This is a genomic window from Acidovorax sp. GW101-3H11 (genome assembly GCF_001633105.1).
In the GTDB taxonomy this organism is placed as follows: Bacteria; Pseudomonadota; Gammaproteobacteria; order Burkholderiales; family Burkholderiaceae_C; genus Acidovorax.
Genome location: NZ_LUKZ01000003.1, coordinates 178,027 through 193,017, shown reverse-complemented (window position 1 = coordinate 193,017; position 14,991 = coordinate 178,027). Strand labels below are relative to the sequence as shown.

General features: G+C 67.5%; 14 protein-coding genes. 11 read left to right on the top strand and 3 right to left on the bottom strand.

The window, feature by feature from the left end; genetic code table 11:
• Positions 1-30: 30 nt before the first annotated feature.
• Positions 31-555, bottom strand: a complete 525-nt coding sequence (locus A1D30_RS04425) for an Mpo1-like protein (RefSeq protein WP_063459568.1) — start codon at positions 553-555, stop codon at positions 31-33.
• 133 nt (positions 556-688) lie between these two features.
• Here A1D30_RS04425 and A1D30_RS04420 point away from each other — a divergent pair, with 133 nt between their 5' ends.
• From A1D30_RS04420 to A1D30_RS04395, 6 genes are all read left to right on the top strand, one after another.
• The gene (locus tag A1D30_RS04420; RefSeq protein WP_063459567.1) at positions 689-1,393 is read left to right on the top strand and encodes a Crp/Fnr family transcriptional regulator; all 705 of its coding nucleotides are present in this window, start codon (positions 689-691) and stop codon (positions 1,391-1,393) included.
• Positions 1,394-1,498: 105 nt separating this feature from the next.
• Complete coding sequence (locus tag A1D30_RS04415) at positions 1,499-2,932, top strand: aldehyde dehydrogenase family protein (RefSeq protein WP_063459566.1); 1,434 nt, start codon at positions 1,499-1,501, stop codon at positions 2,930-2,932.
• Positions 2,933-3,020: 88 nt separating this feature from the next.
• The gene (locus A1D30_RS04410; protein ID WP_063459565.1) at positions 3,021-3,632 is read left to right on the top strand and encodes a DUF2889 domain-containing protein; all 612 of its coding nucleotides are present in this window, start codon (positions 3,021-3,023) and stop codon (positions 3,630-3,632) included.
• A gap of 50 nt (positions 3,633-3,682) precedes the next feature.
• Positions 3,683-4,444, top strand: coding sequence for an SDR family oxidoreductase (locus tag A1D30_RS04405; RefSeq protein WP_063459564.1), 762 nt, complete (start codon positions 3,683-3,685; stop codon positions 4,442-4,444).
• Between the two features lie 361 nt (positions 4,445-4,805).
• On the top strand, positions 4,806-5,789 hold the full coding sequence (locus A1D30_RS04400; RefSeq protein WP_082836314.1) for a hypothetical protein: 984 nt from the start codon (positions 4,806-4,808) through the stop codon (positions 5,787-5,789).
• Entirely contained in the window at positions 5,786-6,448 is a 663-nt protein-coding gene (locus tag A1D30_RS04395; protein ID WP_082836313.1) for a hypothetical protein, read from the top strand. The genes A1D30_RS04400 and A1D30_RS04395 overlap by 4 nt, the downstream gene beginning before the upstream one ends.
• 49 nt (positions 6,449-6,497) lie before the next feature.
• Here A1D30_RS04395 and A1D30_RS04390 read toward each other — a convergent pair whose 3' ends face one another.
• The gene (locus A1D30_RS04390; RefSeq protein ID WP_063459562.1) at positions 6,498-7,352 is read right to left on the bottom strand and encodes a type IV pili methyl-accepting chemotaxis transducer N-terminal domain-containing protein; all 855 of its coding nucleotides are present in this window, start codon (positions 7,350-7,352) and stop codon (positions 6,498-6,500) included.
• 170 nt (positions 7,353-7,522) lie between these two features.
• Between A1D30_RS04390 and moaA the strand changes: the two genes are divergently transcribed.
• From moaA to A1D30_RS04365, 5 genes are all read left to right on the top strand, one after another.
• On the top strand, positions 7,523-8,659 hold the full coding sequence (gene moaA, locus A1D30_RS04385) for a GTP 3',8-cyclase MoaA (RefSeq protein ID WP_063459561.1): 1,137 nt from the start codon (positions 7,523-7,525) through the stop codon (positions 8,657-8,659).
• Between the two features lie 11 nt (positions 8,660-8,670).
• The gene (gene mobA / locus A1D30_RS04380; RefSeq protein ID WP_063459560.1) at positions 8,671-9,309 is read left to right on the top strand and encodes a molybdenum cofactor guanylyltransferase MobA; all 639 of its coding nucleotides are present in this window, start codon (positions 8,671-8,673) and stop codon (positions 9,307-9,309) included.
• A 30-nt stretch (positions 9,310-9,339) separates the two neighbouring features.
• A complete protein-coding gene (locus A1D30_RS04375) occupies positions 9,340-9,939 on the top strand; it encodes a GNAT family N-acetyltransferase (RefSeq protein ID WP_082836312.1) in 600 nt (199 codons plus the stop codon).
• A gap of 68 nt (positions 9,940-10,007) precedes the next feature.
• Positions 10,008-11,375: a gephyrin-like molybdotransferase Glp gene (gene glp / locus A1D30_RS04370; RefSeq protein ID WP_063459559.1), complete on the top strand. Its 1,368-nt coding sequence runs from the start codon at positions 10,008-10,010 to the stop codon at positions 11,373-11,375.
• Positions 11,376-11,423: 48 nt separating this feature from the next.
• Positions 11,424-11,756, top strand: coding sequence for a thioredoxin family protein (locus tag A1D30_RS04365; protein WP_063459558.1), 333 nt, complete (start codon positions 11,424-11,426; stop codon positions 11,754-11,756).
• 55 nt (positions 11,757-11,811) lie between these two features.
• On the opposite strand, the gene A1D30_RS04360 is transcribed toward A1D30_RS04365, so the two are convergent.
• Complete coding sequence (locus tag A1D30_RS04360; RefSeq protein WP_063459557.1) at positions 11,812-14,973, bottom strand: efflux RND transporter permease subunit; 3,162 nt, start codon at positions 14,971-14,973, stop codon at positions 11,812-11,814.
• Positions 14,974-14,991: the final 18 nt, after the last annotated feature.

Below are 14,991 nucleotides of genomic sequence, written 5' to 3'. Positions count from 1 at the left end.
GAAGGAAGAAGGGTGTCAGACCCTGAGCGCTCAGGCAGCCGCCTGGCCAGTGCGCAGGCGCACCGGGCCGCTGCGCGCTTCAATCGCGGCCTGCACTTCCTTGCGCAGGCCCAGCGCAAACGCCCACTCGGCCACCACAAACAGCGGGCCGACGATCAGGCCCACCAGGTCGTCCACAAACGCGGGCTTGCGGCCTTCGTAGTAGTGGCCCACAAACTGGATCACCCAGCCCACCGCAAACAGGCCAATGCCCGTGGCCAGCCACACCGCCAAACTCTGCAACGCCACCCATTGGCCGCCCACCAGCATGGCCGCCAGCAGGGCCGCCATGGCCAGGCCAAAACGCGTGTCCAGCCGGAAGTAGAAGACGCTGGCGGCCAACGCAGCCAGCAGCGCCGGGCTCAGCGGCAAAGCGCCTGCCATCCAGGTCGGGCGCGACAGCAGGATGACCACCGCAAACATGATCATCGGCACGCCCACAAAATGGGTGTGGATGTTGCGCGGGTCGCGGTGGTAGTCGGCGTACTGCGCCAGGTGGTCGATCAGGGTTTTCATGGGTGTCTCCGGCTGTTGTTTTGAGCAGCATCAATACTCGCCCCGGGGCCTCGCCAGCGTCTGTCGTGCAGACGACAAAAAGGCACACTCCCACGGCACCGCCCCACCCTGCCTCGCGCCCAATCTGCACTGCATGACCGACCCCGCCACTTATCTGCCCGTCCTCCAGTCCGGCCGCTGGTTTGCCCACCTGCCGCCCGACTTTGCCCAGCCGCTGATCGCCATGGCGCATGTGCGCCAGCTGCAGGCGGGCGAGGTGCTTTTTTTGCGCGGCGACGCGCCCTGTGGGCTGTATGCGGTGGTGCGCGGCGCGATCAGTATCTCGGGCACGGGCGGGCGGGCGCACGAGGCGCGCTCGGCGCTGCTCACGCGGCTGGAGCCGCCCCACTGGTTTGGCGAGATCTCGGTGTTTGACGGCTCGGCCCGCACGCACGATGCGCACGCTGCCGAGGCCAGCACGCTGGTGCAGGTGCCGCACGAGCGGCTGCAGGCCTGGCTGCAGGCCCACCCCGGGCACTGGCACGCGCTGGCGCTGCTGCTCACCGACAAGCTGCGCACGGCCTTTGTGGCCATCGAAGAACTGGCCCTGCTGCCCGCACCGCAGCGCCTGGCGCGCCGCCTGGTGATGATGGCCGAGGGCTACGGCCAGTGGAACGCCGAGGGCCAGTCGCGCCGGGTGATCGGCATCTCGCAAGAGCAGCTGTCGCTGATGCTGGCCATCTCGCGCCAGACCACCAACCAGATCCTCAAAGACCTGGAGGCTCGCCACCTGGTGCGGGTGCAGCGCGGCGAGGTGGAAATCCTGGACCTGGCGGCCCTGCGCGCGGCATGTTACTGACATCACTATTAAAACAATAGCTGCATTCGCTTGATGGTCGCGCGGTAGCGGCCCTTTTCATTCAAATACTAAGCACACATTCCATTTCCGGGCACAATCACGGCCATGCAACTGAACTACATCGCCAACGCCTCAGTTCCGTCCGCTTCGGGCCGCACGATCCCTGTGATCGACCCGTCGGACGGCCAGCCCTTCGACGAGATCCAGCGCAGCAACGCCGACGACATCGATGCGGCAGTGCATGCAGCCCGCCAGTGCTACAACGCCGTGTGGCAAAAGCTCGCCCCGGTGGAGCGCGGCCGCCTGCTGCAAAAGCTCTCGGCCAAGATCCTGGAGCATGCGGACGAGCTGACAGCGCTGGAGCAGCGCGACTGCGGCAAGCCCACCAAGCAGGCGCGGGCCGATGCGATTGCGCTGGCGCGCTACTTCGAGTTCTACGCCGGTGCCTGCGACAAGTTCCACGGCGAGACCATCCCCTACCCCGACGGCTACAGCGTGCTCACCTGGCGCGAGCCGCACGGCGTCACGGGCCATGTGATCCCCTGGAACTACCCCATGCAGATCTTCGGCCGCAGCGTGGGCGGCGCGCTGGCGGCGGGCAATGTGTGCGTGGTCAAGCCGGCGGAGGACGCCTGCCTCTCGCTGATCCGCGTGGCGCAGCTGGCAGCCGAGGTGGGATTTCCGTCCGGCGCCTTGAACATCGTCACCGGCTACGGCCACGAGGTGGGCGATGCGCTGGCGCGCCACCCCGGCATCGACCACATCAGCTTCACCGGCAGCCCCAAGATCGGCACGCTGATCCAGCAGGTGGCGGCCGAGCGCCACTGCCCCGTGACGCTGGAGCTGGGCGGCAAAAGCCCGCAGATCATCTTTGCCGATGCGGACCTGGACGCGGCCATCCCCGTGGTCATCAACGCCATCGTGCAGAACGCGGGGCAGACCTGCTCGGCCGGTTCGCGCGTGCTCATCGACTCGCTGATTTACGAACCCCTGCTGGAGCGCCTGGGCAAGGCTTTCGAGCAGCTTCGCGTGGGCCCCGCCGCCATGGACCTGGACGTGGGCCCGCTGATCCGCCAGACGCAGCAGCAGCGCGTGTGGGACTTCCTCTCCGACGCGCAGGTGGCTGGCATCCCCATGGTGGCGCAGGGCGTGGTGGTGGACGATGCGCCCGAAACCGGCTACTACCAGGCCCCCACCCTGCTGCGCGATGTGCCCGTGCAGCACCGGCTGGCGCAGGAAGAAGTCTTTGGCCCCGTGCTGTCGGCCATGGCCTTCCAGGACGAGGACCATGCCGTGGAGCTGGCCAACGCCACGCAGTTCGGCCTGGTCGCGGGCATCTGGACGCGCGACGGCGCGCGCCAGTTCCGCATGGCCAAGCGTGTGCACAGCGGGCAGGTGTTCATCAACAACTACGGCGCCGCAGGTGGCGTGGAGCTACCGTTTGGCGGCGTCAAGTCCAGCGGCTACGGGCGCGAGAAGGGCTTTGAGGCGCTGTACGGCTTCACCACCTTGAAGACGGTGGCCATCAAGTACGGTTGATTGCGCAACAAGGTGTCGCACCTGCGCACGACGGCGCGGGTGAGCCCCGCTAACCTCTGCCCCTTCCGTACGACGCCTTTTCTTTGCCATGCCCCTGAGCCCCCCCGCCCCCCGCACCCTGAAGCATGTCCGCCGGGTGAACTACCAGGGCTTTGAACGCGACGATGGCCTGTGGGACATCGAGGGCGAGCTGCACGACAGCAAGGCCTATGACGCCACCTCGTTCCGCGACCCCACCAAGCAGCGCATGGCGGGTGAAGCCATCCACCACATGTGGCTGCGCGTGACCGTGAACCGCCAGCTGGTGGTGCAGGCCATTGACGTGGCCATGGACTCGCACCCGCTCAAAGGTTGCACCGAGGCCCAGGCCGCGATGCAGCGCATGGTGGGCTGCAGCATGGCGCGCGGCTGGCGCCAGGCCATCCAAAAGCACCTGGGCGGCGTGGAAAGCTGCACGCACGTGCGCGAACTGCTGTTCAACCTGGCTACCGCCGCCTTCCAGTCGGTGCCCGCCGTTTTTTCGTCCGCCAACCCGGATGAACCGCCGCGCCACCTGGGCCAGTGCACAGGCTGGGACTTCAACGGCAACGGCGTGAAAGAGTTTTTCCCCCAGTTCTACGGCCGTGCGCCCCAGGCCGCCAAGGCCGTGGAACCGCCCGCCAGCACAGAAATATCAACCAAATCAGCCTCTAGCGCTTGATGGTCAAGCGCTAGCAGCTATCAATTTTGAATAATTCAAGGAGCCATTCCATGCGCGTTTCGAACAAGTCCATCATCGTCACCGGCGCCGGCAACGGCATTGGCGAAGGCATCGCCAAGCGCCTGGCGGCCGAGGGCGGCAAGGTCATCGTCAACGACATCAACGAAGCGGGCGGCCAGCGCGTGGTGGCCGAGATCACCGCTGCGGGCGGCACCGCCGCCTTCTTCAAGGCCGACGTGACGAACTCCGCCCAGGTCAAGGCGATGGTCGATGAGGCCGTGCGCCTGTACGGCCGTCTGGACGTGGTGGTCAACAACGCCGGCTGGACGCACCGCAACCGCCCCATGCTCGAAGTGAGCGAGGAAGAGTTCGACAAGGTCTATGCCATCAACATGAAGAGCATTTACCTGAGCGCCATCCACGCCGTGCCCGCACTGCGCCAGGCGGGGGGCGGCAGCATCATCAACATCGCCTCTACCGCCGGTCTGCGCCCGCGCCCGGGCCTCACCTGGTACAACGGCTCCAAGGGCGCGGTCATCATCACCAGCAAGTCGATGGCCGCCGAGTTGGGCCCCGACAACATCCGCGTGAACTGCATCAACCCCGTGTTCAACCCCGACACGGGCCTGGCCGCCGAGTTTGCGGGCGGCCCGGTGGACGATGCGCGCCGTGCCAAGTTCCTGGCCACCATCCCGCTGGGCCGCTTCTCCACCGCGCTGGACGTGGCCAATGCCGCGCTGTACCTGGCCAGCGAAGAGGCGTCGTTCATCAGCGGCGTGTGCATCGAGGTGGATGGCGGACGCTGCGTGTAACCCAGCGTCCAAGCGCGCTCGCAAGCCACCATCACTTGCCGTGGCGCGCGCCCCAATCCGCACCAAGGCAGTGCGGATTGATTTGACGCCCTGGAAGCCGCTGCCTATAGTGCCGCCGATGTTTGCGAGCCCCTCCCCCGCCACAGCTGCCAGCGCCACCGTGCCGCTGCGCCGTGCCGCGCGCTCGCAGGCCACGCTCCAGGCCGGTGACCGCGCTCTCTGCACCCTTGCTGCAGATTCCTGAGCCCGGCGACACCCCCTCCCCCTCCGCTTTTTTTCGCGCACCTCCTGTCGCCGGGCCCCTTGCCCAGCGCCAGCTTGCGCCTTGGTAACTGCCGGGGCGCGGACTCCAGGAGTGCTCATGCCCCCGTTTCCTTCCGGCGAGATTTCGCTCGCCCCCTGCGCCCGATGCGCTCCCACGCGCTGCCCGACCGCCGATGAGGCCATGGCCAACGCGGCTGCCGCCACCGACATCACCCGCCACTTCATCCGCGCCAAGCGGCCTTGCGCCGACGGCTACCGCTGGTACCTGCGCCGCCAGGAAGGTGCGAGCAACTACCAGGCCCTGCTGGACGACCTGGTGCGCGAAGGCCGCCTGGAGGACGCTTGCTGGATGCTGGACCAGTTCGGCCCGACCAACGATGTGCTGGAAGTGGACCACCTGGAGGCAGACGCACTGGTGTTTGCGGGCAGCGTGCACTGCCGGGGCAGCGCGGACGTGAACGGCGTGCTGCGCACCGGCCGCAGCCTGCATGTGCAGGGTGGCCTGCGGGTGGGCGGGGCGCTGCGCGTGGGCGAAGACCTGCGCGTGGCGGGCGCCGTGCGCTGCAACGGCAGCGCGCGGATACACGGCGATGCACGCGTGGGCTGGTCACTGGCGGTGGCGCAACGGCTGCAATGCACGGGCAGCCTGCGGGTGGGTGGCGAGCTGGAGGGCGGGGCCTCCGTCCAGATCGGCGGTCACTGCCGGGTGGCCCAGGATCTGCGGGTGGTGGGCGACCTGGGCTGCGAAGGCGGCATCAAGTTGGGCGGCCACCTGCACGCTGGCGCCGCCGTGCAGGCGGCCCGGGGCGTGTGGGTGATGGGCGGTGTGGACTGCAAGGGCCACCTGCAGGTGGGCTGGGGCGTGCGGGCGGGTGGACACATCCACGCCGGTGGTGCCATCCGTGCGGGCGAAAGCCTGTGGGCGGGAGAAACGATTGCCGCAGGCGAGGCCTACGGCGTGTATGCGGGCCTGGTGGTGCCACTGCCCGACTGGCCGACCAGTGCCCGGGTGTGCGCGATGGAGCGGCCCGCGCGGCTGCTCAGCGGCTGCTGGATCGACAGCCGAGGGGATGCGCCATGACCACCGCTTCGCTCGCTGGGTGCTTCCCTCCGCTCTTTGCCCAGCACGCGCCCGCAGACCAGGGCTGGCAAGGTCGGCTGGGGGCCTGGGGCCGCTTGTGGACCGAACTGCGCATCGACGTGGACCTGTCGGGCCGCGACATCCAGCGCGAGTTTGACGCCCTGCACGACCGCATCCGCACCAACCACCGCACGCGCGATGCGATGCAGCCGCTGCCTTTGCACCTGCACGGGCTGGTGCTTCGCATGCGCGAGGCCGACGGTGAGGTGTTTGTGTATGCCATCGACCCGCAACGCAACCGCATCGTGGCCCACACCGTGTTCAACCGGCTGGTGGAGGTGGACCGGCGCACCGACCGCCACCTGCGCGCGCCGCACACCAAGGTGGCGCACGGCTACCGCCGCATGGGCATTGCCTCCGCCATCTACCGCTGGTGGCTGGACTCTGGCCGCAGCCTCATGACGGGTGCACGGCAATCGGCAGGCGCCCATGGCCTGTGGATGGCCCTGGCGCGCGACTACGAGCTGGCCGCCGTACGCATTGGGGAACACAAACGCGTGGAGCAGCTGCCCCTGCCACCGCCACCGGGCTTTTATGCGGCCTTGGACACCCGGCTGGTGCTGGTGGGGCGGGGCTGCCGCTTGGCAGATTTCGCCTAGCACACCGCCGCTGGCAGCTGATCGCAAGCCGACTTCCCTTTTCCGACCCTCAGCCCAGCACCTCCCGCAAGGTAACTTCGTACAGGTTGGTGAGCTTGTCCATCACGCCCAGCAGGCGCTCGCTGGTGGTGGCCACCGTGTGGAGCCCCGCATCGTCGGCCGCGCGGCGCAGGGCCGATTCAAAAAACAGCCACTGCGAGTCGGCCAGCTCCAGCTCGTTGCGAATGGCGGGCGTGGACACGGGCGCGGCCTTGAGCGCCTGCAACGCCAGGCGGAAGTCTGCGGCGTCTGACACGAGCTGCGCCTGCACCACCTTGGACTCCACTTTGGCCGCGTTCAAGAAGTAGTTCTTGGCCAGGCGCTGCGACAGCATGCGCTGGCGGCCCGCCAGGTTCACCAGGCGCGCACTGGGCGCCTGTGCCAGCTTTTCGATGGATTCGGTCACCGTCTGGGCAATCAGCAGCGTGCGGTCGGCCTGGTCGGAGGCGGCCACCACCAGCGCGGTCTGGGTGGGCTGCGTGGCGGTGAGCTGGTTCAGCAGCGCAAACTGCTTTTGCACCTCTTCGAGCTGGCGCCCCACGTCGGCGGGCCAGCGCCCGGTCTGCATGCCCCGGGCCAGCTCGCTGCTGCCCGATTGCACCATCTTGCGCGCCAGCCCCAGCACGTCCACCGCTGCAGCGGGCAGCACCTGCAGGTATTGCTGGCAATAGGCCTTGGCCATGCGCTGCGACAGCGCGCGGAACCAGCCCGCGTAGTTGATAGCGCCCGACAGCCCCATCTGCGCCTGGGCCCCGGTCGCCCACGTGGCCCAGGTGGGCAACAGCACCCCCGCTGCCACCCACTGCACCGCAGCCCGGCGCTGGCACGGCATGGCATCGGCTACACATTCGCGCGTCCACAACATGGAAGTCCCCTTGAAATCGGATGGGCAGATTGTTGCAACGCAGCATTCAGAGCGCCCTGCGCCATGTCAAAGGCGCGCCACAACACCGCCCGGGGCAAAACTTGACCGCGATCAACTCCGCGCTGAGGGGCTTGGCCCCTTTGCCGGGGCCCATGCGGCAAAATCACGCCATGGCCGAACGTGTGATTCCTCTGGTGGACCAACGCATCGCCGCTTTGGCGGCGCGGGTGCCCACGCACCCTGTGGCCCCCACCGGCCAGCTCACCGACACCCTGGGCCGCCCCCTGCGCGACCTGCGCATCAGCGTCACGGACCGGTGCAACTTCCGCTGCAACTACTGCATGCCCAAGGAAGTGTTCGACAAGGACTACCCCTACCTGCCCCATGGCGCACTGCTGAGCTTTGAGGAAATCACACGGCTGGCACGGCTCTTTCTGGCCCATGGCGTGCGCAAGATCCGCCTCACGGGCGGTGAGCCGCTGCTGCGCAAGAACCTCGAAGAACTGGTGGCCCAGCTGGCCCAGTTGCGCACGGTGGATGGCTTGCCCCCCGACCTGACCCTGACCACCAACGGATCGTTGCTGGCCCGCAAGGCCCAAGCCCTGAAGGACGCGGGCCTGAACCGCGTGACGGTGAGCCTGGACGGCCTGGACGACGCGGTCTTCCGCCGCATGAACGATGTGGACTTTCCGGTGGCCGACGTGCTGGCGGGCATCGAGGCGGCGCACGCGGCCGGGCTGTCGCAGATCAAGGTCAACATGGTGGTCAAGCGCGGCACCAACGAGCACGAGATCCTGCCCATGGCGCGGCATTTTCGCGGCACGGGCACCACGCTGCGCTTCATCGAATACATGGACGTGGGAGCCACCAACGGCTGGCGCATGGACGAAGTGCTGCCCTCGGCCGAACTGATTGAACGCCTGCGCGCCGAGTTGCCCCTGGTGCAACTGGACCCCAGCAGCCCCGGCGAGACCGCCGAGCGCTGGGGCTATGCCAACGCAGCGGGCCAGCACGACCCCAGCCTGGGCGAGGTCGGCGTGATCAGCAGCGTGACCCAGGCGTTCTGCCACGACTGCAACCGTGCGCGGCTGTCCACCGAAGGCAAGCTCTACCTGTGCCTGTTTGCCACCCAGGGCTACGACCTGCGCACCCTGCTGCGCGGCGGCGCCAGCGACGAAGCCATTGCCTCGGCCATCGCCCCCATCTGGCAGCAGCGCACCGACCGGTATTCGGAGTTGCGCAGCAGCCTGCCAGCGGACACGGGGCACGGCGCAAGGCGGGTGGAAATGAGCTACATCGGTGGATAACGATTGAACGAATGATTGAAACCCAAGACATCACCGGCCTGGTCCTCGCCGGTGGCCGGGGCTCCCGCATGGGCGGGGTCGATAAAGGCCTGCAGAACTTTCGCGGCCTGCCGCTGGCGCTGCACACGCTGATGCGGCTGCAGATGCAGACCGGCAATGTGATGGTCAATGCCAACCGCAACCTGGCGGCCTACGAAGCCTTTGGCGCACCTGTGTGGCCCGATGTGCTGGCCGACTATGCAGGCCCGCTGGCGGGTTTTCTGACCGGGCTGGAGCGCTGCGAAACGCAGTGGCTGCTGACGGTGCCCTGCGACACCCCGCTTTTCCCGCTGGACCTGGCCCAGCGCCTGGCCGCAGCGGCGGATGCACAAGACGCCGAGATCGCCATGGCCGCCGCGCCCGAGGACGATGGCCAGGGCCACATCCAGGTACGCCCCCAGCCCGTGTTCTGCCTGCTGCGCGTGGAGCTGCTCGAAAGCCTGGTCGCCTTCACCCAGGCCGGTGGCCGCAAGATTGACGCCTGGACGGCCCGGCACCGCTGCGCCATCGTGGCATTTGACCAGCCGGGCGATGATCCGCAGGCGTTCTTCAACGCCAACACCCTGGCCGAGCTGCATGCGCTGGAAAGCGCCAGCCCATCATCGACCTGAGCGCCCCTGACCCGAGACGACCACCCCACCATGACCGAGCCCCTGCCGCCCGCCACCGCCTTTGCTGCCGCTGCGGCCGCCGCCAACGCCGTCCATATCCGGCCCCTGGTCACCGCCGATGCCGTGGCCTACAAGGCCCTGCGCGACGAGGCACTGCGCACCGCGCCGGATGCGTTCACCTCAGACTACGCCGCGTCGGTAGGCCGCCCGGCCAAGGAATATGCGGTGCGTTTTGGCCCGGTGGAGTCGGGCGTGTTCTTTCTGGGCGCCTTCGATGCTGCAGGCCAGTTGCTGGGCTGCCTGGGCTGCGAGCGCGAGCAGCGCGCCAAGCAGCGCCACTGCGCCACCGTGGTGGGCATGATGGTGGCGCCCACCGCGCAGCGCCGGGGCATTGGCCAGCAACTGGTGGCCGCCTGCGTGCAGGCCGCGCGCAATGTACCGGGCCTCACGCAGCTGGTGCTCACGGTCACGGCATCCAACACCCATGTGGTGCGGCTGTACGAGCAGGCGGGCTTCACTGCCTGGGGCCTGCTGCCGCGCGCCGTGGTGGTGGACAACGTGGCCTATGACAAGCTGCACATGCTGCTCGTGCTGACCCCCGACCCTTTTCCCGCCTGCCGCTCCAAGTAAGAAGCCGGTGACGAGCCATTGACGAGCCACTCGCTGCGCGGCACACCTGACTGTTGTTGTTGACCCCCATGAAGACCATTGCCCAGATCGCCGCCGAGCTGCAAGGCTACGACCCCCAGGCCCTGAAAGCCGCCGACGTCAACGCGTTCCTGGACCGCCTGGTCGAGCCCGTGACCGCCACCGAGGAACTGCCCCTCTTCAACGCCCTGGGCCGCGTGCTGGCCCGCGATGTGGTGTCGCCCATCAGCGTGCCGCCACACGACAACTCGGCCATGGACGGCTATGCCTTTGCGGGCGCCCAGCTGGCCAAGGGCCAGCCCCTCACGCTGCGCGTGGTGGGCACGGCGCTCGCGGGCAAGGCCTGGGCAGGCACCGTGGCAGCGGGCGAGTGCGTGAAGATCATGACCGGCGCCATCATGCCTGCGGGCCTCGACACCGTGGTGCCGCAGGAGTTCACCACCTCGACCACCACCGACGGCGCTGAACACATCACCATCGCCGCCGATGTGCTGCAACTGGGCGACAACCGCCGCTTCAAGGGCGAAGACCTGATGGAAGGCGGCGTGGCGCTGGCGCGTGGCGAGCTGCTCACGCCCGCCGCGCTGGGCCTGGTGGCCAGCCTGGGCCTGCCCACCGTGACGGTGGTGCGCCGCCTGCGCGTAGCGTATTTTTCGACCGGCGACGAGATCCTGAGCCTGGGCGAGGCGCCCCGCGAAGGCGCCGTGTACGACAGCAACCGCTACACCGTGTTCGGCCTGCTCACACGCCTGGGCGTGGAGGTGATCGACCTGGGCGTGGTGCGCGACGAGCCTGCGCTGCTCGAAGCCGCGTTCCGCCAGGCAGCCCAGCAGGCCGACGCCATCATCACCAGCGGCGGCGTGAGCGTGGGCGAGGCCGACCACACCCGCACCATGATGAAGAAGCTGGGCGACGTGGCCTTCTGGCGCATCGCCATGCGCCCGGGCCGTCCCATGGCCGTGGGGCGCATCGCCGCCGCTGGATTTGGAGAAAAAACAGCTTCCACCGCGCAACCATCAAGCCCTGATAGCTATAAAACCAATAGCAATCCACATTCCAGTGCTGGCGCCGTGCTTTTTGGCCTGCCCGGCAACCCGGTGGCGGTGATGGTGACCTTTCTGGCCTTTGTACGCCCCGCCCTGCTGCGCATGATGGGCAGCACCCGCACCACTCCGCCGCTGCTGCGCGCTGTCAGCACCGAAGCGATGCGCAAGAAACCCGGGCGCACGGAGTACCAGCGCGGCCTGGTCACCACCGCCGCAGATGGCACGCTCCAGGTGTGCACCACCGGCAACCAGGGCTCGGGCGTGCTCAGCTCCATGGTGCAGGCCAATGGCCTCATCGTCCTGCACCACAGTCAGGGCAATGTGGCGGTGGGTGACATGGTGGATGTGATGGTGTTTGACGGGGTGATTTGATCCCCCTGCAGCGTTTCGCGCCGTTCCCTGCTCTGACAATTTGACCTTATGCCCTACGCCGCTCAGCACCTTGCACAACCCCCTTCCCGCGACGACGTGGACCGCCTGACCGGCGCCACCATGGTCGAATTTGGCACCCCATGGTGTGGCCATTGCCAGCGCGCCCAGCCGCTGATCGAGCAGGCACTGAAAGACCACGCAGAGGTCGCGCACATCAAGGTGGAAGACGGCCCGGGCCAGCGCCTGGGGCGCACGTTTGGCGTGAAGCTCTGGCCCACGCTGGTGTTCCTCAAGGACGGCAAGGAAGTGGCGCGGCTCGTACGGCCGCAGGCGCTGCAGGACATCTCCGACGCCGTGCAGTCCACTGTGGCGCAGCCCTGAAGCACCAATAATAAGAAGCCCCGATGGGGCTTCTTTTTACCCGCCGTGCACAGGGCTACTTGGCCACATAGTCGTGCGGGTGCAGTGGATGCTCCGGCTCCTCGGCTGCCACCGCCGTGTTGGCGCCTGGCACCGCCTTGCGAGCAAACAGGGTGTACATGGTGGGCACCACAAAAATCGTGAGCAAGGTGCCCAGCGACATACCGCCCACAATCACCCAGCCGATCTGCATGCGCGTCTCGGCGCCAGCGCCCTTGGCCAGGGCCAGGGGGATGGCGCCCAGCACCATGGCGCCGGTGGTCATGAGGATAGGACGCAGGCGCTGGGCCGACGCCTTGACCAGCGCGTCCACCATCTCCATGCCCTCTTCGCGCAGCTGGTTGGTGAACTCCACGATCAGGATGCCGTGTTTGGTGATCAGCCCCACCAGGGTGATCAGCCCGATCTGCGAATACACGTTGAGCGAGCCGCCGCTCCACTTGAGCGCCAGCAGCGCGCCGATCATGGACAGCGGCACCGAGACCATGATCACCAGCGGGTCGATGAAGCTCTCGAACTGCGCGGCCAGCACCAGGAAGATGAACACCAGCGCCAGCACAAACACCACGCCCAGCGCGCCCTGCGAGTTCTTGAACTCGCGCGAGGTGTCGTTCAGGTCGGTGGTGTAGCCGGGCTTGAGCACCTTGGCGGCCGTCTCGTTCATGAAGGTGAGGGCCTGGCCCAGCGAGTAGTCGGACGACAGATTGGCCGTGATGGTGGCCGAGCGGCGCTGGCCAAAGTGGTTCAGCTCGCGCGGGCTCACGCTCTCGCGCACGTTGACCAGGCTGGACAGCGGGATCATGGCTTCGTTGCGGCCACGCACGTAGATGGTGTCGATGTTCTCGGGCGTGGTGCGGCCCCGCGCCTCGGTCTGCACGATCACGTCGTATTGCTCGGCGTCGCGCTTGTAGCGCGTCACGGTGCGGCCGCCCAGCATGGTCTCGATGGCCTTGGCCACCACTTCCACGCTCACGCCCAGGTCGGCCGCGCGCTCACGGTTGACCTCGATGCGCAGTTCGGGCTTGTTCAGGCGCAGGTCCACGTCGGGGCCCACGATGCCGGGGTTCTGCGCAATCTCGGCCATGAAGGCGGCCACCACCTTGCTCAGGTTCTCGTAGCTGTCCGAGGTCTGGATCACGTAGGTGAGCGGGCGTGAGCGAAAGCCCTGGCCCAGCGACGGCGGCGTGATCAGGAAGGCGTTCACGCCTGGCAGGCCCGCCACCTTGGGTTGCAGTTCCTTGGCCAGGTCGAGCGTGGTGCGGTTGCGGCTTTCCCAGTCCACCGTGCGGTAGATGACGCTGCCCTGCGCCACCGTGGGGTTACCAATGTTGGCAAACACGCGGTCGAACTCGGGGTAGGTGGTGCCGATCTTTTCCAGCTCCAGCGCGTAGCGGTTGGTGTAGTCCAGCGTGGCGCCGTCGGGCGCGGTGACGCTGGCCAGGATGGTGCCCCGGTCTTCCAGCGGCGACAGCTCCTGCCGCATGGTGGGGAACACCAGCGCCAGCGCCAGCCCGCTCAAGGCCATGACGCCCACCACGATCCAGCGGGCCTGGAAGATGGCCCCCCGCACGCCACCACCCGCCGCAGAGCCCTTGCCGCCGCCCCAGCGCGCCGTGACGATCCAGCGCAGCAGGCGGCCATAGACGTCCGACAGCGCCGTGAGCCAGCGCTCCATCGAGCGGTCGAACCAGTTGGGTTTGGGGTTGTGCTTGAGCAGCAGCGAACACATCATGGGCGAGAGCGTGAGCGCCACGAAGCCCGACACCACCACCGCCCCAGCCAGCGCCAGCGCAAACTCCACAAAAAGCCGCCCCGTGCGGCCCGGCGTGAAGGCCAGCGGTGCGTACACCGCCACCAGCGTGAGTGTCATGGCCACGATGGCAAAACCGATCTCGCGCGCGCCCTTGATGGCGGCGGAAAACGGGTCGAGCCCCTCTTCGATGTGGCGGTAGATGTTCTCCAGCATCACGATGGCATCGTCCACCACCAGGCCGATGGCCAGCACGAGCGCCAGCAGCGTGAGCGTGTTGATCGAAAACCCCGCCAGCGACATCAGCGCAAAGCTGCCCACCAGGCTCACCGGGATGGTGACGATGGGGATGATGGACGCGCGGAAGGTGCGCAGGAACACAAAGATCACCAGGGCCACCAGCACCACGGCCTCGGCAATGGTGGTGTAGACGCTTTTGATGGAGCGGTCGATGAACAGGGAGTTGTCGTTGGCGACGTCGATGCCGATGTCTGGCGGCAGGTCGGCCTTGAGCAGCGGCAGCATGGCACGCACGCCTTGCGACAGCTCCAGCGGGTTGGCCGTGGCCTGGCGGATCACGCCCACCGAGATCGCGTCTCGGCCGTTCAGGCGCACGCGGCTGCGGTCGCTGGCCGCGCCCTCTTCCACCCGTGCCACGTCCTGGATGCGCACGGGAAATCCGTTGACCGTGCGGATCACGATGTTGGAGAACTGCGCAGGCGTTTTCAGGTCGGTCTGGGAGGTGACGCTGAACTCGCGCTGCTGGGATTCGATCCGGCCTGCGGGCAGCTCCAGGTTGTTGCGGCGGATCGCGTCTTCCACGTCCTGCGTGGTCAGGCGGTAGCCGGCCATGCGCTCCGGGTCCAGCCACACGCGCATGGCGTATTTGCGTTCGCCGTAGATGGGCACGTCGGCCACACCGGTCACGGTCTGCAGGCGGGGCTTGACGATGCGGTTGATGAGGTCGTTGATCTCCAGCGGGCTGCGCGTGTCGCTGCTGAAGGCCAGCCACATCACGGGCGAGGCGTCGGCCTCGACCTTGGCGATCACCGGCTCGTCCACAGCCGTGGGCAGGCGGTTGCGCACGCGCGCCGTGCGGTCACGCACCTCGGCAGCGGCGTTGTCGGCGTCCTTCTCCAGGCGAAAACGCACGCTGATCTGGCTTTGCTCGGCGCGGCTGATGGAGGTGATCACATCCACCGCGTCAATCCCGGCAATCGAGTCTTCGAGCGGCTTGGTGACCTGGGATTCGATCACCTCGGCCGAGGCGCCCGCGTAGCGCACGCTGACGGTGACCACGGGTTCATCGATCTTGGGGTATTCGCGCACCGACAGGCGCGTGAAGCTCACCGCACCAATCAGCAGCACCAGCAGCGACAGCACGGTGGCAAACACCGGCCGGCGAATGGAGATTTCAGCGAGTTGCATGGCAGTCCAGGGGCATCA

What these genes read in the sequence shown, in the direction of transcription:
- A1D30_RS04400 (WP_082836314.1), top strand. Translation starts at nt 4,806, where the DNA reads ATGCCCCCGTTTCCTTCCGGCGAGATTTCGCTCGCCCCCTGCGCCCGA.
- glp (WP_063459559.1), top strand. Translation starts at nt 10,008, where the DNA reads ATGAAGACCATTGCCCAGATCGCCGCCGAGCTGCAAGGCTACGACCCC.
- A1D30_RS04415 (WP_063459566.1), top strand. Translation starts at nt 1,499, where the DNA reads ATGCAACTGAACTACATCGCCAACGCCTCAGTTCCGTCCGCTTCGGGC.
- A1D30_RS04365 (WP_063459558.1), top strand. Translation starts at nt 11,424, where the DNA reads ATGCCCTACGCCGCTCAGCACCTTGCACAACCCCCTTCCCGCGACGAC.
- A1D30_RS04420 (WP_063459567.1), top strand. Translation starts at nt 689, where the DNA reads ATGACCGACCCCGCCACTTATCTGCCCGTCCTCCAGTCCGGCCGCTGG.
- mobA (WP_063459560.1), top strand. Translation starts at nt 8,671, where the DNA reads ATGATTGAAACCCAAGACATCACCGGCCTGGTCCTCGCCGGTGGCCGG.
- A1D30_RS04425 (WP_063459568.1), bottom strand. Translation starts at nt 555, where the DNA reads ATGAAAACCCTGATCGACCACCTGGCGCAGTACGCCGACTACCACCGC.
- A1D30_RS04405 (WP_063459564.1), top strand. Translation starts at nt 3,683, where the DNA reads ATGCGCGTTTCGAACAAGTCCATCATCGTCACCGGCGCCGGCAACGGC.
- A1D30_RS04360 (WP_063459557.1), bottom strand. Translation starts at nt 14,973, where the DNA reads ATGCAACTCGCTGAAATCTCCATTCGCCGGCCGGTGTTTGCCACCGTG.
- moaA (WP_063459561.1), top strand. Translation starts at nt 7,523, where the DNA reads ATGGCCGAACGTGTGATTCCTCTGGTGGACCAACGCATCGCCGCTTTG.
- A1D30_RS04410 (WP_063459565.1), top strand. Translation starts at nt 3,021, where the DNA reads ATGCCCCTGAGCCCCCCCGCCCCCCGCACCCTGAAGCATGTCCGCCGG.
- A1D30_RS04395 (WP_082836313.1), top strand. Translation starts at nt 5,786, where the DNA reads ATGACCACCGCTTCGCTCGCTGGGTGCTTCCCTCCGCTCTTTGCCCAG.
- A1D30_RS04390 (WP_063459562.1), bottom strand. Translation starts at nt 7,352, where the DNA reads ATGTTGTGGACGCGCGAATGTGTAGCCGATGCCATGCCGTGCCAGCGC.
- A1D30_RS04375 (WP_082836312.1), top strand. Translation starts at nt 9,340, where the DNA reads ATGACCGAGCCCCTGCCGCCCGCCACCGCCTTTGCTGCCGCTGCGGCC.